General features: G+C 44.4%; 19 protein-coding genes. 16 read left to right on the top strand and 3 right to left on the bottom strand.

Annotated features, from left to right (window positions below; genetic code table 11):
• Window positions 1-2: 2 nt before the first annotated feature.
• The gene (locus tag F9L33_RS06485) at window positions 3-3,137 is read left to right on the top strand and encodes an efflux RND transporter permease subunit (protein WP_152141959.1); all 3,135 of its coding nucleotides are present in this window, start codon (window positions 3-5) and stop codon (window positions 3,135-3,137) included.
• A 131-nt stretch (window positions 3,138-3,268) separates the two neighbouring features.
• On the opposite strand, the gene hemN is transcribed toward F9L33_RS06485, so the two are convergent.
• Entirely contained in the window at window positions 3,269-4,624 is a 1,356-nt protein-coding gene (gene hemN, locus F9L33_RS06480) for an oxygen-independent coproporphyrinogen III oxidase (RefSeq protein ID WP_152141958.1), read from the bottom strand.
• Between the two features lie 67 nt (window positions 4,625-4,691).
• On the opposite strand from hemN, the gene fnrL reads away from it, so the two are divergent.
• Entirely contained in the window at window positions 4,692-5,447 is a 756-nt protein-coding gene (fnrL, locus tag F9L33_RS06475) for a transcriptional regulator FnrL (RefSeq protein ID WP_152142501.1), read from the top strand.
• 4 nt (window positions 5,448-5,451) lie between these two features.
• Here fnrL and F9L33_RS06470 read toward each other — a convergent pair whose 3' ends face one another.
• Window positions 5,452-6,291, bottom strand: a complete 840-nt coding sequence (locus F9L33_RS06470) for a universal stress protein (RefSeq protein WP_152141957.1) — start codon at window positions 6,289-6,291, stop codon at window positions 5,452-5,454.
• A gap of 126 nt (window positions 6,292-6,417) precedes the next feature.
• Here F9L33_RS06470 and ccoN point away from each other — a divergent pair, with 126 nt between their 5' ends.
• The 14 genes from ccoN to F9L33_RS06400 all read left to right on the top strand — a co-directional run bounded on the left by ccoN (window position 6,418) and on the right by F9L33_RS06400 (window position 18,302).
• The gene (gene ccoN, locus F9L33_RS06465) at window positions 6,418-8,010 is read left to right on the top strand and encodes a cytochrome-c oxidase, cbb3-type subunit I (RefSeq protein ID WP_152141956.1); all 1,593 of its coding nucleotides are present in this window, start codon (window positions 6,418-6,420) and stop codon (window positions 8,008-8,010) included.
• A gap of 9 nt (window positions 8,011-8,019) precedes the next feature.
• A complete protein-coding gene (gene ccoO / locus F9L33_RS06460) occupies window positions 8,020-8,745 on the top strand; it encodes a cytochrome-c oxidase, cbb3-type subunit II (RefSeq protein WP_152141955.1) in 726 nt (241 codons plus the stop codon).
• Window positions 8,746-8,754: 9 nt separating this feature from the next.
• The gene (locus F9L33_RS06455) at window positions 8,755-8,958 is read left to right on the top strand and encodes a cbb3-type cytochrome c oxidase subunit 3 (RefSeq protein WP_152141954.1); all 204 of its coding nucleotides are present in this window, start codon (window positions 8,755-8,757) and stop codon (window positions 8,956-8,958) included.
• Window positions 8,955-9,818 (top strand): cytochrome-c oxidase, cbb3-type subunit III, encoded by an 864-nt coding sequence (ccoP, locus tag F9L33_RS06450; RefSeq protein WP_152141953.1) that lies wholly within the window; start codon window positions 8,955-8,957, stop codon window positions 9,816-9,818. The genes F9L33_RS06455 and ccoP overlap by 4 nt, the downstream gene beginning before the upstream one ends.
• Window positions 9,819-9,965: 147 nt before the next feature.
• A complete protein-coding gene (ccoG, locus tag F9L33_RS06445) occupies window positions 9,966-11,381 on the top strand; it encodes a cytochrome c oxidase accessory protein CcoG (protein WP_152141952.1) in 1,416 nt (471 codons plus the stop codon).
• Window positions 11,378-11,857 (top strand): FixH family protein, encoded by a 480-nt coding sequence (locus tag F9L33_RS06440; protein WP_152141951.1) that lies wholly within the window; start codon window positions 11,378-11,380, stop codon window positions 11,855-11,857. The genes ccoG and F9L33_RS06440 overlap by 4 nt, the downstream gene beginning before the upstream one ends.
• A complete protein-coding gene (locus tag F9L33_RS06435; protein ID WP_152141950.1) occupies window positions 11,857-14,007 on the top strand; it encodes a heavy metal translocating P-type ATPase in 2,151 nt (716 codons plus the stop codon). Before F9L33_RS06440 ends, F9L33_RS06435 begins: the two co-directional genes overlap by 1 nt.
• Entirely contained in the window at window positions 14,007-14,165 is a 159-nt protein-coding gene (gene ccoS / locus F9L33_RS06430; protein WP_152141949.1) for a cbb3-type cytochrome oxidase assembly protein CcoS, read from the top strand. Before F9L33_RS06435 ends, ccoS begins: the two co-directional genes overlap by 1 nt.
• Window positions 14,166-14,307: 142 nt before the next feature.
• Window positions 14,308-14,694 carry a Fur family transcriptional regulator gene (locus F9L33_RS06425; protein ID WP_152141948.1) on the top strand — a complete coding sequence of 129 codons (387 nt, stop codon included), beginning with the start codon at window positions 14,308-14,310 and terminating at the stop codon, window positions 14,692-14,694.
• Between the two features lie 31 nt (window positions 14,695-14,725).
• Window positions 14,726-15,319 (top strand): DUF2796 domain-containing protein, encoded by a 594-nt coding sequence (locus tag F9L33_RS06420; RefSeq protein WP_152141947.1) that lies wholly within the window; start codon window positions 14,726-14,728, stop codon window positions 15,317-15,319.
• A gap of 11 nt (window positions 15,320-15,330) precedes the next feature.
• Window positions 15,331-16,032: an ABC transporter ATP-binding protein gene (locus F9L33_RS06415; RefSeq protein WP_152141946.1), complete on the top strand. Its 702-nt coding sequence runs from the start codon at window positions 15,331-15,333 to the stop codon at window positions 16,030-16,032.
• On the top strand, window positions 16,029-17,279 hold the full coding sequence (locus F9L33_RS06410) for an ABC transporter permease (RefSeq protein WP_152141945.1): 1,251 nt from the start codon (window positions 16,029-16,031) through the stop codon (window positions 17,277-17,279). Before F9L33_RS06415 ends, F9L33_RS06410 begins: the two co-directional genes overlap by 4 nt.
• Before the next feature lie 17 nt (window positions 17,280-17,296).
• Window positions 17,297-17,800 (top strand): DUF3299 domain-containing protein, encoded by a 504-nt coding sequence (locus F9L33_RS06405; protein ID WP_152141944.1) that lies wholly within the window; start codon window positions 17,297-17,299, stop codon window positions 17,798-17,800.
• Window positions 17,790-18,302: a DUF3299 domain-containing protein gene (locus F9L33_RS06400; protein WP_152141943.1), complete on the top strand. Its 513-nt coding sequence runs from the start codon at window positions 17,790-17,792 to the stop codon at window positions 18,300-18,302. Before F9L33_RS06405 ends, F9L33_RS06400 begins: the two co-directional genes overlap by 11 nt.
• A 129-nt stretch (window positions 18,303-18,431) precedes the next feature.
• Here the strand turns inward: F9L33_RS06400 and katG are convergent, their stop codons facing one another.
• Window positions 18,432-20,627, bottom strand: a complete 2,196-nt coding sequence (gene katG / locus F9L33_RS06395) for a catalase/peroxidase HPI (RefSeq protein WP_152141942.1) — start codon at window positions 20,625-20,627, stop codon at window positions 18,432-18,434.
• Window positions 20,628-20,653 lie beyond the last annotated feature (26 nt).

Here is a 20,653-nt window from a genome sequence, read left to right as displayed (position 1 = left end):
GGATGGGAAGATTCTTTGTTGATCGCCCCGTTTTTGCGATTGTTTTATCTGTTATCATGACAATTCTAGGTGCGGTTGGGTATACCCAGCTGCCTGTAGAACAATACCCGCCAATTGCCCCACCTTCTATTGTGGTACAAGCAAACTATCCTGGAGCTGATGCTGAAACTGTTGCTGCAACAGTCGCAACACCGCTTGAGCAATCCATCAACGGTGTTGAGGGAATGTTGTATATGTCATCATATGCTACCGCAGATGGTTCAATGAGTTTGACTGTTACATTTGAAATTGGCACCAATTTGGATTCAGCGCAGGTTCTCGTTCAGAACCGAGTAACAACATCATTGCCACGATTGCCACAAGAGGTCCGTGATCTTGGTGTGACGACAACTAAATCATCTCCAGATTTGATGATGGTGATCCATATGTTGTCACCTGATGAAACGTACGACCAGCTCTATGTATCGAATTATGCGCGTGCAAGAGTTCGAGATTTACTGATCCGATCTGATGGGGTTGGTAATATACTTATTTTCGGCGAACGTGAATTTGCTGCACGTGTTTGGTTAGATCCAGATAAGATGTCATCATTAGGTCTTGTCGCGAGTGATGTCGTTGGGGCCTTACGAGAGCAGAATGTACAAGTTTCAGGTGGTGCCCTTGGTGCCCCACCAAATGATAGCGATAGTGCATTTCAGGTTACGGTCACAACAGCGGGGCGCTTGGAGACACCTAAGGAATTTGGAAGTGTGATTGTTCGCGCAACGGAAGATGGTCGTGTTGTAAGGCTTAGGGATGTTGCACGCGTAGAAATCGGCGCGCGTTCTTACGTGACTAATTCCTATCTAAATAACAAGCCTGCTGTTGCTTTAGGTGTATTTCAGCGACCTGGATCGAATGCTTTAGCAACAGCTGAAGAGATCATCAATAAAATGGATGAGCTGAGTGAAGATTTTCCGCCAGGGTTGGAGCATCAAATTGTTTACAATCCGACGGAATTTATTTCTGCATCAATCAATGCCGTTTATAAAACGATCTTTGAGGCTGTATTGCTAGTGATTGTAGTTGTTTTGGTGTTTCTACAAAGTTGGCGTATGGCCATTATCCCGCTGCTTGCCATCCCCGTTTCGTTGGTTGGTACCTTTGCCGTCATGCTTGCTTTGGGGTATTCCTTGAATCTCTTAACACTGTTTGGTCTTATTCTTGCAATTGGTATCGTGGTCGATGATGCCATTGTTGTGGTGGAGAATGTTGAGAGGAACATAGAAGAGGGTAAGTCTGCACGTGATGCATCTGCCCGCACAATGGATGAAGTTTCTAATGCCATTATTGGGACGTCATTGGTCTTGATTGCTGTGTTTATCCCATCTGCGTTTGTTCCTGGAATTACCGGTCAATTCTATACGCAATTTGCGGTAACAATTTCTGTTGCTACCATTCTGTCGACTATCAATTCTCTTAGTTTGTCTCCAGCATTGTCTGCAATTTTGCTGAAAGCCAAAGGCAAAGAGCCCAGTCAAAACCCTTTGGGACAGTTCCTGTCTATTTTCACAACTGCGTTTAATAAGGGTTTTGATGTGGTTACGCAGGTCTATGTAAAGATCGTCGCCTTTTTGATCGGATCGTGGAAGATGATCAGTGCGAGCTTAATTGTTTTTGTTGCTCTGTTGGTTGGTACAGTATGGATTGGACAAAAAGTTCCAACAGGGTTTATTCCACAGACAGACCAAGGGTATGCGATTGTCGTTGTTCAATTACCAGATGGTGCGTCTTTGGAGCGTACTGATGAAGTGATGCGAGAGGCATCGCAGATTGCACTTGAAACGCCGGGGGTGGCCAATGCCGTTGCTTTTGCAGGATTTTCAGGCGCTACATTTACCAATGCATCTAATCAAGGCGTGATTTTCACGCCATTTGATAGCTTTGATGATAGATTGAAAAGCGGGCTTAGTGCCCAGAAGATTGTTGGGAACCTATTCGGCCGTATGCAGGGTTTGAGGGAAGCTTTTATTATTGCAATTGCACCGCCATCAGTTCGTGGTGTCGGTAATGGTGGTGGTTTTAAATTGCAACTTAAAGAGAACGAAGGCTCAGATATGTCTCGGGTTTTAGGGTCCGCTTATGCAATTATGGGAGCTGCTGCCCAATCCAAAGATGTGACTGGTGTCTTCACTACATTCTCCGCAGGTAGTCCACAAGTTTACTTAGAAATTGATCGCGTAAAAGCTCAGATATTGAATGTGCCTATAGGTGCTATTTTTGAAACACTTGCTATTAATCTGGGCTCCTCCTTTGTGAATGATTTCAATTCATTTGGTCGCCAATTTCAGGTGCGGGCACAGGCGGATCAAAAATTCCGCCTTGAAAAAGAGGATATTGCAGCTCTGAAAGTGCGTTCTGTGACGGGAGCTTTGGTGCCTCTTGGGACTATTATGGAAATTCGCGATACATCGGGACCTTCTTTGGTGCAAAGATACAATCAACGGGTTTCAGTCCCGATTCAAGGCTCTGCTGCACCTGGTATCTCAACAGGTCAGGCTTTAGTCGCGATGGAAAAACTGGCAGAGTCAATTTTACCCCATGGTGTAGATTATGAATGGACAGAACTTGCTTATCAAGAACGCAACCAAGGGAATACCGCTATTTATATTTTTGCATTCTCAATCTTATTTGCGTTTCTATTCTTGGCGGCTTTGTATGAAAGTTGGACCTTACCATTCGCAATTATTTTGATTGTACCGTTATCGATGCTTGCAGCACTTTTGGGTGTCATGACGCGTGGAATGGACAACAATATTCTCACACAGGTTGGCTTGATCGTACTTGTTGGTTTGGCGGCAAAGAATGCTATTTTGATTGTAGAGTTTGCAAAGCAAGCACAAGAAGAAAGAGGCTTGAGCGCTGTTGATGCGGCAATAGAGGCTAGCCGGTTGCGGTTGCGTCCTATTCTAATGACTGCTTTTGCTTTTATTTTAGGGGTGGTTCCGTTGATGATCTCAACTGGCCCCGGAGCAGAGATGCGTCAAGCTCTTGGTACAGCAGTGTTTTCTGGAATGCTGGGTGTGACTATTCTTGGTCTGTTTTTTACGCCAGTGTTCTATGTGGTAATTAAAGGTTTATTTGTTAAGCGTACGTGAATGATAATAAGTGCAGTGGATTGTGTATTGCTAAGTTGATTTTACACCCAGAGGCAAAAACGGATGCCTTAATACCCAAAGTGTATCATGGCCAAGATTTTCGGCCATCAATCAATATTGAAATAACGAATTTAACTCACCGAGCTATAACGTGCTTTGGTTTGATCGTATTTATCGAACAACTGAGCGATGATACGTGCTAATTCACGCTTGTAGCGTATTATTTTAAAACCGTCCTGTGTAATCTGTACGACATTACTGAAACGCTTCTGAAGCTCAAACATTGGCTCCATAACAGGCTTCAAATCAATTTCGTATTCATCAGTTAATTTTGAATAATCCACTTCAAAGTCACATAAGATCATTTCAATAACACGCGCAATTAGATGGTCTTGTTTTGTCATTTCTACACCACGATACGAAGGGAATTTACCATCGTGGACTGCTCGTGAATAATTAGATGATTTAGCAATGTTTTGAACGTATCCGTTTGGGTATTTAGAAATTGCACTAGCGCCTATGCCTATAAGGAAATCTTGTTCATCTGTAGTGTATCCTTGAAAATTACGCCGCAATTTGCCGTTATTTTTTGCTATAGCCATTGGATCATTTGCTTTTGCAAAGTGATCAATTCCTATGGGCGTATAATTACTCTTTTCAAGCTTTGCAGCCATTAGGTTAAATAGGTGTCGGCGCGTCTTTCCATCAGGCAGATCATTTTCATTTATAAGTTTTTGCCGAGTTGCCATCCAAGGGACATGTGCATACCCATAAAGTGCTATGCGATCTGGCGACAAGGATGAAACCATATCAATTGTTTTTAGAACACTTTCTTTGGTTTGATGAGGAAGGCCGTATAAAATGTCCATGTTCAATGAATTGATATTTGCATCTCTAAGTAGCTGGACACATTGCTTGGTTGTTTCATAGCTTTGTTGTCGCCCAATCGCTTTTTGAACTTCTATGGCGAAATCTTGAACACCGATGCTGGCGCGTGACATACCCGTTTCAACTAATGCTTTAATTTTTTCGGGGTCGATTAAAGTGGGATCAATCTCTACAGAAAACTCAACATCCTTGGTTTGCGGGATTGCATCCTGTAGTGTTGTTGCCAGCCTGTGGATTTGATCAGGTGATAATATTGTAGGTGTTCCGCCACCCCAATGTATTTTTGCTACTTTAACGCCCTTTGGAAGCTCATCGCTTATCATTGTGATCTCTTTTACTAAGGTGTCCAGATATGCTGTGATCGGAGAGGCGCTTTTGGTACCTTGGGTGCGACAGGCACAAAACCAGCAAAGTCGTTCACAAAAAGGAATGTGAATGTACAAGGAAACTGCTTGTTTAATAGGAAGGTTTTGTAATTGGTTCTTTGTAAAGTCAGGGCCAATTTGATTTCCGAAATGTACGGCTGTTGGATAACTCGTGTATCGCGGCGCACGTGCGTCATATACGCCCAATTTTGAAAGTTCTGTATCGTGTGTCATGCTGCATGATAGCGCAGTCCGTATGTTCTGCCTTGATCTGGATCAAATTATTGCGTCATATAGGGCCATGCAGCCAGTGCCAAATATAAGCCCAGCTAAGTCTCTTGAAAAATGTTCGGATTGTCCGATACAGCATCGTGCGGTTTGTGCTTATTGTGATAAAACTGAATTATTGCTGCTGGAAACAATCAAATCATATAAAACATATGAGGCTGGATCACCGATTACTTTTGTTGGAGATCATATGGAATTTGTAGGGTCTGTTGTCACGGGTGTAGCAACACTTTCTCAGACAATGGAAGATGGCAGGAGACAAATGGTTGGGTTGTTATTGCCAAGCGATTTTGTCGGGCGGCCTGGCCGTGAATATGCTGCGTTCAATGTTGAAGCGACAACTGACGTGACTTTGTGCAAATTTGCACGCAAACCGTTTGAGAAACTCCTTAATGATATGCCTCACTTACGGGAACGTATGTTGGAAATGGCTCTTGATGAATTGGATGCTGCGCGTGAATGGATGCTGCTATTAGGCCGTAAAACCGCTCGTGAAAAAATTGCTAGTCTATTGATGATTATTGCAAAACGTCAAAACACTTTGAAGCCCATAGAAAATGTGGAGGAGTTAAAGTTTGAGCTTAGCTTAACTCGCGAAGCAATGGCTGATTATTTGGGGCTGACATTAGAAACAGTTAGTCGCCAAATAAATGCTCTGAAAAAAGACGGTGTTATTGAGTTAGAACGCAAACGGCATGTTTTTGTAAAAGACATCACCCGCCTTTTGAATGAAACAGGTGATGATGCCGATGGTGGTTATTTCGAGTAGATGCTTAGTGGGCCATTAAGATAGGCACATCACAATTGTTTAGCATATCACGTGTTGGCCCGCCGAAGAAGAATTCGCGCAATGGCGAGTGGCTGTATCCACCCATTACTATTAAGTTAGCATCTAAATCCTTCGCATATGTCTGAATGTTTTCCGATATTTTAGGTTGTTTCTTGGGGATAACATTAATGTTGGATTTAACCCTGTGACGAGAAAGAAAAATCGCGAGATCAGAAGCTATATCTTTTGCTTTAGTATCTGGTTTTTTACTTGAAATGGTTAAGGCATCGACTGTTTCAGCCTCTCGTAAAAAAGGCATAGCGGAACGTACGGCACGTAACGATTCCTGTCCTCCATCCCAAGCAATGAGAACGCGTAGATTGTTATCGGGTACTTTTTCGGGAACAATCAAAATAGGGCAATCTGACGAGAATAAAGTTCCTTCAGTGATTTTTTCATCCGCTGTGCATCGGTCACGACCAAAAGGTTGAGGAAGGACGGTAAGATCACAATACTTAACTGCATTAGACATAAACGAGGCCAGTTGATCGCGGTTCATTATTGCGGTTTCAACAGTGTAAGAGACGTCCTCTTTTTCAAGGATTTTTTTTGCTCCAGCTCCTAAAGCATCAACCTTTTCCAAAGCATCTTCCCGTTCGCTCATGCTAAGTGATGTGGGCAGCTCGCTATACGGAAACCCATCATGGCTAGGGACTCTGATGTACGCAGGGCATATAACATGTAGGTGCCCATTTGATGCACTTGTTAGTTCTATTGCTTTTCTCAAAGAGGAAAGGCTGCTCTTCTTACCATCCCAAATACTTAAGATTGATCGATATGCCATTTGACGACTCCTAATAAGTTTCAATGAAAACTAGATCGGAAAATGATCATAAACTTTGATCTGGATCAAAGAAACTCTCCTTAGCCCTTTGCATAAATGGTGAAGAGCAGGACCTAAGGGGTAGAAATGGATATTTTAAAGTTAACCATTTTGGCATTCATAACTGTGTTTGCAGCTATGGCCACAAATCTGGGGCATGACTGGCCTTATTCAGTTCATGCATTTATCATAATGCTTTGTGCAGCTTATGTGTTCATCAGAACATTGCGGCAGGTTGGCGAGCCGATACCCACACTTGCTGCGGGGTATCAAGATGACGTCGTGCGTGCGGGGGTAATTGCAACTGCATTTTGGGGCATCGTTGGGTTTCTTGTTGGTGTTTATATTGCTTTTCAATTGGCGTTTCCTGCGCTGAACTTAGATTTATCATACACAACGTTCGGCAGATTGCGGCCATTGCATACGTCCGCAGTGATTTTTGCGTTCTGTGGGAATGCATTGATTGCTACATCTTTTTATATCGTGCAACGCACATCAGCTGTACGCCTTTGGGGTGGTAATCTGTGTTGGTTTGTTTTCTGGGGTTATCAATTATTCATCGTTTTAGCTGCTACTGGTTACCTGTTAGGTGCAACACAATCCAAAGAATATGCAGAACCTGAATGGTATGTGGATATATGGCTTACCATCGTTTGGGTGGCATATTTACTGGTATTCATGGGCACAATTATAAGACGAAAAGAACCCCATATATATGTTGCAAACTGGTTTTTCTTAGCCTTCATCGTTACTGTTGCGATGCTACATATTGTAAACAATTTGAGTATGCCTGTTTCGATCTTTGGTTCTAAATCAGTGCAACTTTTCTCTGGTGTTCAAGATGCGTTGACCCAGTGGTGGTACGGACACAACGCAGTTGGTTTCTTTCTAACTGCGGGCTTCTTGGGCATGATGTATTACTTCGTGCCAAAACAGGCGAATAAGCCTGTATTCAGTTACAAGCTGTCTATTATTCATTTTTGGTCGTTGATCTTTTTATACATCTGGGCTGGCCCGCATCATTTGCATTATACTGCGCTGCCCGATTGGGCGCAAACATTGGGTATGGTGTTTTCTATCATGCTTTGGATGCCTAGTTGGGGCGGTATGATCAACGGTTTGATGACCTTAAATGGGGCATGGGATAAATTGCGGACTGATCCTGTATTAAAGATGATGGTGATCAGTCTTGCATTCTACGGCATGTCCACATTCGAAGGGCCTGTGATGTCTATCAAGGTTGTGAACTCTCTGTCTCACTATACGGATTGGACGATCGGCCATGTACATTCTGGTGCGCTGGGTTGGAACGGTATGATCACATTTGCGGCTCTTTATTACCTAACGCCGCGCTTATGGGGCCGCGCTAAACTGTATTCTATTAGTATGGTGAATTGGCACTTCTGGTTGGCCACAATTGGCATCATTTTCTACGCTGCATCTATGTGGGTGACTGGTATTATGGAAGGTCTGATGTGGCGCGAAGTTGATGCCCAAGGTTTCCTTGTAAATTCATTCGCTGACACAGTCTCTGCAAAATTCCCAATGTACGTAGTCCGTGGACTGGGTGGGATATTGTATCTGGCTGGCGCAGTTATCATGTGTGTAAACCTGTGGTTGACAGCCACAGGAGCAGGTGAACGCAAATATAACACTGCTGATGCAGTTCCAGCAGAGTAGGGGCGTATTATGTCATTTCTAAAACATCATAAAAAAGTTGAAACACATGCAACCGTGTTGCTCGTTTTAAGTCTAGGTGTGGTATCTGTTGGTGGTATTGTCGAGATTGCTCCCCTTTTCTACCTAGAAAATACGATTGAAAAAGTCGAAGGTATGCGGCCATATACACCGTTGGAATTAGCTGGGCGGAATATCTATATTCGTGAGGGTTGTTATACTTGCCACAGCCAAATGATCCGTCCATTACGTGACGAGGTCGAACGATATGGTCATTATTCATTAGCTGTTGAAAGTATATATGATCACCCGTTCCAGTGGGGGTCAAAACGTACAGGTCCTGATTTAGCGCGTGTTGGTGCACGTTATTCAGATGAATGGCATGTAGCGCATCTGGCTGATCCACGATCTGTTGTGCCTGAAAGCATCATGCCTAAATACGGTTTTTTGCTGAACAATAAACTAGATGCCGATGACAGTGCGGCGGTGCTTACTGCAAATGCTCGTGTTGGTGTTCCCTATACATCAGAGATGATTGAACAGGCGGCATCTGATTTCAAAGTACAAGTTGATCCTGATGGTGATTGGGAAGAGATGGTTGAACGCTATCCAAAAGCGCAAGTGCGTAATTTTGATGGGCAACCAGAATTGACCGAAATGGATGCACTTGTTGCTTACCTGCAAATGCTTGGTACGTTGGTTGATTTTTCCACCTTCCAACCAGAAGCAAATCGATAGGAGGGCGTGATGGATACCTATTCGATATTCCGTGAATTCGCTGACAGTTGGGGACTATTGGGCATGTTTTTGTTCTTTATCGGTGCGGTGTTGATGCTGTTTCGTCCAGGTGCAAAAGCATTGCACAAAGATGCTGCCAACATACCTTTTAATGAAAAACCATGCCGTGATGATTTCACAGGTTCCGCGCAGATAGCGGAGGATATAAAATGAGTAAGAAAAAGAAACTTCAGGATGAAGATTATCCTACAACAGGCCATGAGTGGGATGGTATTCGCGAGTATGATAAACCTATGCCACGTTGGTGGTTATGGACGTTTTATTTAACGATTATCTTTTCGATCGGATATGTGATTGCTTACCCCGCTATTCCACTTGTGAATTCGGCGACACCTGGTGTGTTGAAGTATTCCACACGTATGGAAGTCAGAGAGCATATTGATGCTGTAAATGCTCAAAATGCTGAGATTGAAGCACGGTTGTTATCGACACCATTAGAGCAAGTTGCTGCAGATGCAGACTTATCAAGGTTTGCGACAGCAGGAGGTAATTCTGTATTCAAAACGTATTGCGCACAATGCCACGGAGCAGGAGCGCAAGGTTTTAAAGGGTATCCAAACTTGCAGGATGATGATTGGCTGTGGGGAGGTGATTTAGATGCAATTGAAATCACAATTCGCCACGGTATTCGCCACGATGCAGATGATGATACGCGGTATTCTGAAATGCCAAAATTTGGCGAAATACTAGAAGAAGCTGAAATAGCACAATTGACGGAATACGTGCTGTCAGTTTCTAGTCAAGATCACGACAGTTCTGCCGTTGTAAAGGGTCAATCCCTATTTGCTGATAATTGTAGTTCTTGTCATGGCGAAACTGCACAAGGTGATCGTGAACAAGGTGCCCCTAATCTTGCAGATGCACTTTGGCTTTACGGTGGAGATCGGGAAGCAATTTCACATACGATAAAAAACAGCCGTTTTGGTGTAATGCCTGCATGGCAGGGTCGTTTGACTGAAGCACAAATTAAACAAGTGACATTCTACGTTCATCAGCTTGGTGGCGGAGAATAGGTCTCGATATAGCAAGGAGACCTGCACCAACCCTAGTCCTGTTCAGATCGGGGTTGGTGCTTTTTCTTTTCAAATTTGATCTGCATCAAGGATCATCTTTGGGTTTTAGACCTATCTTGCCTTTGAACAGGACAAAAGGATGACGGAATGACATCCCAATCAGAACAACCACCACGTCTATTTGAGGGGCGTGAACCAGTATTTCCACAACGTGTAAGTGGCTGGTTTCGCCGTTTTAAATGGTGGTTAATGGGCTTTACGCTCAGCATTTATTACCTAACACCATGGATACGTTGGGATCGGGGTGTAAACTTACCGGATCAAGCTGTGTTGGTTGATTTAGCAAATGCGCGATTTTATTTCTTTTGGATCGAAATTTGGCCACATGAGTTATACTTTGTCGCTGGTTTGTTGATCATGGCTGGCCTTGGTTTGTTTCTTTTCACGTCTATACTGGGTCGCGTTTGGTGTGGCTACGCTTGTCCCCAAACTGTTTGGACAGATTTGTTTATTTTGGTGGAACGTTGGATCGAGGGTGATCGTAATGAGCGCATTCGTTTGTTGCGCGCCAAATGGAGCTTTCGTAAGCTTCGATTAAGGGTAACAAAGTGGATTGTCTGGTTGTTTATAGCAATGGCAACAGGAGGCGCTTGGGTATTCTACTTTGCCGATGCCCCAACATTATTACGTGATCTGTTAACGGGCCAAGCAGCTTTCGTGGCCTATGGGACGATTGCAGTGATGACAGTCACAACGTTTATTTTTGGCGGGTTTTTACGAGAACAAGTTTGTACATACATGTGCCCATGGCCACGTATCCAAGCGGCAATGATGGATGAGGATTCACTAACCGTTGCTTATCGTGATTGGCGAGGTGAGCCGCGTGGTAAATTAGATAAGGCAGAGGGTGATTGTATTGATTGTATGGCATGCGTAAATGTTTGCCCGCAAGGCATCGACATTCGAGATGGCCAACAAGTGGAATGTATAACTTGTGCGTTGTGCATTGATGCTTGTGATACCGTCATGGATCGCATTGGTCGTCCGCGCGGCTTGATCGATTACTGCTCGCTTAGTGATGAGCCATTGGAGCGTGCAGGCAAACCTCCGAAATCTATATGGAGTCATGTGTTGCGCTTACGGAACTTCATCTATTTTGGATTATGGGCAGGGATCGGGGTTGCTATGGTTGTTGCTCTATTCATCAGATCTGATTTTTCAACCTCGGTGAAACCTGATCGTAACCCTAGGTTTGTAACCATGTCTGACGGTACTGTACGTAATGCCTATGATTTGAAGATCAGTAATCAAACGGGCCAAGATCGCAGGTTTCATATCTCAATCAAAACGGATGACCCTTTGCGTGTTGATTTGCAGGGTACAGATACATTGAGTGTCGTGGTTCCCGCAGATGATACGTTGCACCAACGTGTCTATATCTTTGCAAAGCCAGAACATGCAGCAAGTAAAGCAAAGTCATCATCTGTGCGGTTCTGGGTCGAGGATAGACAAACAGGTGAGCGTACACATGTAGATAGCGGATTTTCAGGAGATGTAAGATGAATACACAGGCTTCAAAAAAACCTCTGACAGGTCGGAAAGTTGCACTTATGTTTGTGGGGGCTTTTATAACGATTATTGGGGCGAATACTGCATTGGTATATTCTGCCTTTGGCACGTTCCCAGGGTTAGAAACACGTCAGCCATATATTGAAGCGCAGAGCTTTGAAGCCAGACGCATCGCGCAAGAACAGTTAAACTGGACCAGCTTGGTGTCTTATAAAGATGGTAGAGTGGTTTTATCGCTGACTGAAATAGGTGGTGCTACAGTTGTTGTTCCAGAGATTAAGGTGCGCATTGGTAAAGCAACAGGACATCAATGGGACCGCAGCTTAACATTAGATTTTAATGGTAAGGTTTATAGCGTAGATATCGATTTACCTGCTGGAAATTGGCAGGTGCAAATTCACACGATGGCTTTAGATGGCACTGATTTTCGCCGCACTTTACCGCTCTTGATTAAAAGCGAGGTGAAGTAATGACTGCAGCATGTCCAGCTTGCTCAGCTATGTCTAGCGAACAGATCAACCATATCGTCGAGAGCATTCATCAATCCGAATTTTCAATTCCCACCGTGCACTGTGCTGCTTGCATTAGCGCGATCGAACGTGGAATTGGTAAGCTAGAGGGCGTCACTGCGGTTCGGGTAAACCTATCTATGAAACGCGCAACTGTACACCACAATGGGCAACCGAGAATAGATGATGCGATCCTTGATCGTTTGGTAAACCTTGGGTTTGACGCGCAGCCCCTTGATCGTAAAATGTTGAACAAAAATAAGGATGATGTGGCCTTTGGGTTGTTGATCCGACTAGGTGTTTCTGGTTTTGCTGCTATGAATGTGATGTTGCTATCCGTTTCTGTATGGGCGGGGGCCGATGGAGCTACACGTGATTTTTTACATTGGGTTTCTGCAGCGATTGCCTTACCGACAGTTGCCTATGCATCACAGCCATTTTTCAAAAATGCATGGGCTGCTTTATCCGCTAAGAGGTTGAATATGGATGTGCCTATATCCTTAGCGATTTTAATGGCTGTAGCTTTGTCGCTGTATGAAACCATTCACAGTGGAAGACACGCTTATTTTGATGCGGCCCTATCGTTAACATTCTTTCTATTAGCGGGACGTTTCCTTGATCATCAAACACGGGCAAAGGCACGTTCAGCAGCTGTTGAATTATCCGCTTTGGAAATGCCAACGGCACAACGCATGCAAGACGGTATCGTTGAAACGGTTGATGTCGAAAAATTGAACATAGGAGACCGGGTTTTAATTCGCCGTGGTGCACGCATACCCGTAGATGGTGTCGTTGCTGAGGGCCGCAGTGAATTGGACATGTCCCTGATTACAGGCGAAACGATGCCTCATGTTGTGAAAATTGGTGATCCTGTTTACAGTGGTACCATTAATATGGCGGCACCTTTCCAAGTGGACGTTACGCAGATAGGGAACGGGACCAAGCTGGCAGAGATTACGGCATTGGTCGCCTCCGCGGAAACGCTTAAAACAAAATATACAACGCTTGCAGACCGTGCAGCACAAATTTATGCACCTGTGGTTCATCTGCTAGCCTTGGCAGCATTCGTTTTTTGGCAATTGTGGACAGGGGATACAAGATTGGCTGTAGGTATTGCTACGGCTGTTTTGATTATAACATGTCCCTGTGCACTTGGTCTGGCAGTCCCTGCTGTTATGACTGCTGCTAGCGGGCGTTTATTTCGCTCTGGTGTGTTGATTAAAGACGGATCTGCACTGGAGCGTTTGGTTGATGTGGATACAGTGGTATTTGATAAAACGGGGACGTTGACCAAAGGGGAAATGACAGTTCTATCCGCACCAACAGGCCGCGCACTTCAAATAGCTGCCAGTTTAGCCGCAAGTTCTGACCATCCGCAATCGCGCGCTATATTGCGCCATTACGGTAGCAACAAATTAACGGCTATAACGGATATTATTGAACATCCTGGACAAGGTCTTGAAGCCAAAGTGGATGGCAGAATAGTTAAACTAGGACGCGCCGATTGGATTGGTGTTTCTCCAAAAACCGATCATGTTCAAAGCTGGTTGTGTATTGATGGAGAGCAACCTGTTCCATTCTTGTTTGAAGATACACTAAAGGATACGGCAGTAGCTACGATCAAACGATTGCAGGCAAGAGGTTTGAAAGTGGTTATGTTATCTGGCGATACGCAATTCGCAACAGATCAGTTGGCGCTTAAGCTTGGAGTTGATCAAGCAATTGGGGGCACTTTGCCAGATCAGAAAATGGCTGTAGTTAAAAGCCTTGGTGATCATGTTTTAATGGTCGGGGATGGATTAAACGATACTGCTGCTTTAGCATCAGCGTATGTATCAATGTCCCCTGCAACTGCAATTGATGCCGCGCGTGCTGCCTCTGATTTTGTTTTGATAAAAGATGACTTAACATTGATTGATGATTGTGTATCTCTATCAAAATCAGCCAAACGGCGTATGCTGGAAAATTTTGGTATTGCTGCGGGATATAATGCGATTGCTATACCGATTGCGTTGACTGGATTGGCGACACCATTACTCGCAGCTGTTGCAATGTCAGCCTCATCAATTTGTGTATCATTGAATGCGTTGCGCTTAAAGGAAAGGTCTTAATGTCAGTTTTATTATATCTTATCCCAATATCAATGTTGTTAGGCGGTATAGGATTGCTAGCGTTCTTTTGGGCGCTTAAATCCAAGCAATTTGATGACCCAGATGGCAATGCATCGCGTATCTTAATCGAAGATGAAGATATACAGTCTGAAAATTGATCAAAAAAGTTATGAGGAGTACAATTATATCATATGAAATATATGCGCTGAAATATGCCGCAAGCTCTTTGTTTCTATTCTTATGTTGTCATTTGTTACTTTATAAAATAACAAACATTCAAGCTAAAATGGATAACATAAAGTGCGTAAGCAAGCAGCAACACGGCAATTAGATGTTTTAGGTGTCTTGCAAAAGCATGATAAGCCCATGACAGCGTATGCTATTTTGGATCATATGAAGCTAGATGAACCTGATCTTGCGGCACCTACAGTTTACCGGGCTTTGGCTGCGCTGACAGATCAGGGGCGGGCTCATAAACTAGAATCCATTAAAGCTTTTGTGCCTTGCCGTTGTAATCATGATTCTTCTGTTCCTGTACTTGCTATTTGTGAAGGCTGTGGAACTGTCGAGGAGCATAATGGGACACAGTTACTTTCAGAATTGTCAGAAATTTCGGCTAAAAGCAAATTTAATGCTGCGCGTCATATCGTTGAAATTCATGGCCAGTGTCGGCGATGCAGTACTTGAAATTTATCATGAAAACTAAAGGATTTTAGAAATGAAAACACTCCTATTTTTAGCTCTTGCAGTATCACCAGCCGTGGCTGAAGAAACGCGCCAAGTTGATGCACACGAACATGGCGTCGGTCAGTTGGATATTGCGTTTGATGATAAACAGATTGCAATAGAGTTACATGCACCAGGTGCGGATATCGTAGGTTTTGAATATGCTGCTGAAAGTTCAGAAGACCGTGCTGCAGTTGATGCTGCAGTTGCAAAATTAGCGGTACCACTTGACCTGTTTGTTTTACCTGCTGTGGCTAAATGTAGTGTCGTACAAGCAAGCGCTGCATTGGAAAGCGAGGATGCACATGAAGAAGACCATTCAAATCATGACAAAGAGCATAAGGACGAACATGCAGATCACGCTGATCATGAGAAACATGAAGATGAAAGTGGGCACACGGAATTCCATGCCGAATATCTTTTGACATGCGCTGAACCTGCTGCAGTTTCTGAGATTAAATTTGCATATTTCGACGTTTTCCCAAACGCGTTAGAGCTTGAAGTACAGGTTGTATCTAACACAGGTGCTAATGCATTTGAGGTGGAGCGTGATAACCCAATGCTTGATTTGCGTGGCATGTTTTAAGGCAATCCGTATTGTTTGAAGAAGCATCTATTTTGAAGCTAAAAGATGTTCGCTACAGCTGGCCTGGGCGATTCTCTTTTGGCTTGACGGTTCCTGAATTCGACCTGACGTCTGGCGAGACGGTTCTATTACTAGGTGAAAGTGGTTCAGGGAAATCAACGCTTTTGTCTTTGATTTGTGGAACGGTTTCTGCGCAATTTGGTATGGTGTCAGTGTCAGGAACTGATATTGCATCATTATCGGCTGGTGAGCGAGACAGATTTCGTGCTGAACAGATTGGTTTGATTTTCCAACAATTCAATCTTCTCCCTTATGCAAGTGTTTTAGATAATATTCTTCTGCCTTTAGATTTTGCGCCTGAACGTCGTAGCCGTGTGAATACGCCCAAGGAAGAGGCAAAGCAGCTATGCCAAGACTTAGGCTTGCCTCGCGATGTCATTGATGCTCGAGCGGGAACGCTGAGTGTAGGGCAACAACAACGAGTTGCGACTGCGCGTGCACTGATCGGGCAACCCCCTTTAATTATTGCGGATGAGCCAACGTCTGCTCTTGATGCGGCGACACAAACAACTTTTCTAAAATTGCTTTTTGCGCAGTCAAAGGCACATAGCACAACGCTTTTAATGGTAAGTCATGATGCACGGTTAGCGGATCAATTTGACCGTGTTGTACAGATGTCGGATATATCTCAGGTAGAAAGACAATCAGCATGATCTTTCGTCTTGCCTTTGGCTCATTGATGGCACGAGCATTGACCGTTGGAATGACGATTTTAGCAATTGCTTTATCTGTTGCTTTGTTTCTGGGGGTGGAGAAGGTCCGTACTGGAGCAAAAGCTAGTTTTGCCGACACAATCTCAGGCACTGATTTGATTGTTGGCGCACGATCCGGTTCTGTGCAACTTTTACTTTATTCGGTATTCAGAATTGGTAATGCAACGAGCAACCTAAGCTGGGAAAGCTATCAAGATATTGCAGCACGATCTGAAGTGGATTGGATCGTTCCAATTTCGTTAGGCGATAGTCATCGACAATTTCGTGTAATGGGAACGACAACTGCATTTTTTGATCGTTATAAATATCGTTCTGGCCAATCAATAAAGCTAAAAGATGGTGCGGTCATGTCTGACCTTTTCGATACTGTGATTGGGGCGGATGTTGCTGCAACACTTGGTTATCGAGTTGGTGACCCGATTGTAGTTGCGCATGGTTTAGCTTCGTTTACAGAACATGAAGACCAACCTTTCCGTATTTCTGGTATATTGGAAAAAACTGGCACACCAGTTGATCGTACTGTGATGGTTAGCCTAGAGGCTATTGAAGCTATTCATGTCGATTGGAAAAGCGGTGCCAAGATTCCAGGGAAGTCTACACCTGCTGACGTTATCCGCCAGATGGAATTGCAGCCTCAAGCAGTAACTGCAGCATTGGTCGGTGTCAAAGGTCGTTTGCAAGTATTCGGTTTGCAACGAGCGATTAATGAATACAAACAAGAGCCGCTTCTGGCGGTTTTACCAGGCGTTGCCTTACAAGAGCTTTGGCAAATCGTCGGCATCGCAGAAACGGCATTGATCGGTGTTTCTGGAATGGTTGTTATCACAGCCCTCATAGGAATGATGGCAACAATCTTTTCTAGCTTGAATGAGCGCCGTCGTGAGATGGCCATCTTTCGAGCTATGGGTGCGCGCCCGCGCGTGATTCTTGGGTTGCTGGTGTTAGAGGCTAGTTTAATGGCTGCAATCGGAGCGGTGCTTGGTCTTGTATTCCTTTATGTGGGGCTAGCAATAGCACAGCCTCTTGTCGATAGTGCGTTTGGGCTTTGGCTTCCGATCGACGCACCTACCGCACGCGAAGTATGTGTGTTGCTCGCCGTAATAGCTGCTAGCGCAATTGTGAGCTTAGTACCTGCATTAAGAGCCTATCGTTTATCTTTGGTCGATGGTATGATGGTCAAAATTTAAGTGAAAGGTATGAGAAGATGAATATATCGCGCCGTAGCCTTGTAACTGCTGCGACAGCTTTCGCAACGTTTCCACGAACCGCTTTTGCGGTAACACCAAGCGAAATCACTTGGGATGATCTTATCCCCCCAGGTGTACCATATTCTGAGATTATTGGTGAAGGTGAACGGGACGTGGAAAACGATACATGGCGCCCTATCTTTGATGCCAATGCTACAAAGCTGAATGATGATTTGAATGGTAAATATATCAAGATGCCTGGTTTTATTATTCCTATTGATATGTCTACAAAAGGTGTCACTAGTTTTATTTTAGTGCCGTATGTTGGCGCATGTATTCACACACCGCCACCACCGCCAAATCAACTGGTTTTTGTCACGAGTAAGATACCATGGCCCAATGACGACTTATGGGAGGCCGTTTGGGTGACTGGACGATTGGAGCATGAGTTGCAAGCCACTGAGATTGCGCAAACTGGCTATACACTTACAGCGGACAAGATGGATATCTATGTGTGGTAATCTTGGTTTAAATCGCAGAGCTGTTCTGGCGGGCATAAGTGCATTAACTGCATCGCCACAGGTCGCTTGGGCCAAAGATTTCATTGATCTGGATTGGTCGGATCTTTTACCTGATGGACAAGTTTCTACCCCACCATTGCTACAAAGCCTAATAGATCACGAACTTAAGAACCCTATGAGCCAACAACCCAAGTCATTTGGGACACGTACCGAATGGAATGGTCAGATTGTTCGCATACCAGGTTATATCGTTCCTATCGATTATTCAGGAACAGGTGTGAGTGCATTTATTCTCGTGCCTTTTGTGGGCGCCTGTGTACATGTGCCGCCACCTCCAGCCAATCAATTGGTTTTTGTTACGACAGAAAAGCCATATGAAAATACAGGGCTATATGAAGCTGTAAATGTGATTGGACAATTTGGAACTGCATCAACGTCTACTCAGCTTGCAAAAGTTTCTTATTCTCTAGCTGCAGATCAGATTGTTCCTTACAAAAGATAGTTATTCGCATGCATTTTAAATTACGCGCTTGCCCTTAGGATCGACACTCAGAATGACGGCGCTTCAATATTTTGAAACGCCGTCATTTTTTAAATAAGAAGTTCTAAGCTCACTTATCGTTAATGTGGACTAAACCAGATCAAAACGATCCAAGTTCATCACTTTTGTCCAGGCTGCAACGAAGTCGTTTACAAACGCACCTTTTGCGTCATCAGAAGCATAAACCTCTGCAAGAGCGCGAAGTTGTGAATTTGAACCAAACACCAGATCAATACGTGTACCAGTGCGCAATACCTTACCTGTTGAACGATCACGTGCTTCGAACTCAATGCCAGCATCAGATGTTGGGATCCATTCGGCACCCATATCTAACAGGTTCACAAAGAAATCATTGCTGAGTGTTTCCGGGTTTGAGGTGAATACACCATGCTGGGATTGATCTGCATTTGTGTTCAACACACGCAGACCACCAACCAGAACTGTCATTTCTGGTGCTGTCAATGTCAGCAATTGTGCACGGTCGATTAACAGCTCTTCTGCTGAAACAGTGTATTGGGCTTTTTGATAGTTACGGAAACCATCTGCCGCTGGTTCAAGCATTGCTACAGACTCTACGTCCGTTTGCTCTTGTGTGGCATCGCCACGACCAGGTGTGAATGGAACAATTACATCATGGCCGCCATCTTTTGCAGCTTTTTCAACAGCCGCAGAACCAGCTAAGACAATCAAGTCAGCCATAGAAACTGTTTTACCATCTGATTGGAAATCAGATTGAATGCCTTCCAAAACGCCTAGAACTTTTGCCAGTTGTGCAGGTTGGTTCACATCCCAATCTTTTTGCGGAGCCAAACGAATACGTGCACCATTAGCGCCACCACGTTTGTCAGAACCACGGAAAGTAGATGCTGATGCCCAAGCTGTGGAGACCAATTCAGAGATTGATAGGTCAGAAGCCAAAACTTTCGCTTTTAGCTCTGCAACGTCTTGATCGCTGATAGTATTGCCAGCAGGGATCGGGTCTTGCCAGATCAATTCTTCTGATGGCACTTCTGCGCCTAAATAACGTGCAATTGGGCCCATATCACGGTGCGTTAGCTTGAACCAAGCACGTGCGAATGCATCTGCAAATTCTTCTGGGTTCTCATGGTAACGACGTGAGATTTTTTCATATGCTGGATCCATACGTAGGGACATATCTGCCGTTGTCATCATCGGTGCATGCTTGATTGATGGATCATGCGCATCAACAACCATATGTTCGTCAGCCACATCTTTTGCCACCCATTGCTGTGCTCCAGCAGGGCTTTTTGTTAGTTCCCATTCGTAACCAAACAGAGCGTCAAAATAGCCGTTGTCCCATTGTGTTGGATTGGCTTTCCACGCACCCTCGATACCACTGGTTGTTGTGTGGATACCTTTGCCAGAGCCAAAGCTGTTTTTCCAACCTAAGCCCATATCTTCGATGCTTGATGCTTCTGGTTCTGCGCCAACTAACTCAGGATCGCCTGCGCCGTGAGCTTTACCGAATGTGTGGCCACCAGCAACCAAAGCAACAGTTTCTTCGTCGTTCATACCCATGCGGGCGAATGTATCACGTACGTCAAAACCAGAAGCGACTGGATCAGGGTTTCCATTAGGACCTTCTGGGTTCACATAGATCAGACCCATTTGAACGGCAGCTAATGGGTTTTCTAAATCACGCTCGCCACTGTAACGTTCATCACCAAGCCATTCTGTTTCAGCACCCCAATAGATGTCTTCTTCTGGTGCCCAAATGTCTTCACGACCACCAGCAAAACCGAATGTTTTAAAGCCCATGTCTTCCAAAGCACAGTTGCCAGCAAGGATCATCAAGTCAGCCCAAGAAATCTTATTGCCGTATTTCTGTTTAATTGGCCAAAGCAGGCGGCGTGCTTTATCCAAGTTGCCATTATCAGGCCAGCTGTTAACAGGCGCAAAACGTTGGTTGCCCGTACCAGCACCACCACGGCCGTCAGACGTACGGTATGTGCCTGCACTGTGCCACGCCATACGGATGAATAGACCTCCATAGTGACCATAGTCAGCAGGCCACCAATCTTGGGAATCTGTCATTAATGCGTATAAATCTTTTTTAATAGCATCGAGATCAAGCGACTTAAATTCTTCGGCATAGTTGAATGTATCGCCCATTGGGTCAGACATTGAAGAATGTTGGTGGAGAATTTTTAGGTTCAATTGGTTTGGCCACCAATCAGGATTAGAAGTGCCTGATGTCGTTACATTCGCACGAGAGCCGTGCATCACTGGGCATTTGCCACCGTTATCTGTTGAATTTCCGTCCATTATTTTCTCCAATCATGGCGTATGTG

This window comes from Amylibacter sp. SFDW26 (genome assembly GCF_009184395.1).
In the GTDB taxonomy this organism is placed as follows: domain Bacteria; phylum Pseudomonadota; class Alphaproteobacteria; order Rhodobacterales; family Rhodobacteraceae; genus Amylibacter.
The sequence above is the reverse complement of the archived record's forward strand: the minus strand, read 5'-3'. Positions and strand labels throughout refer to the sequence as shown.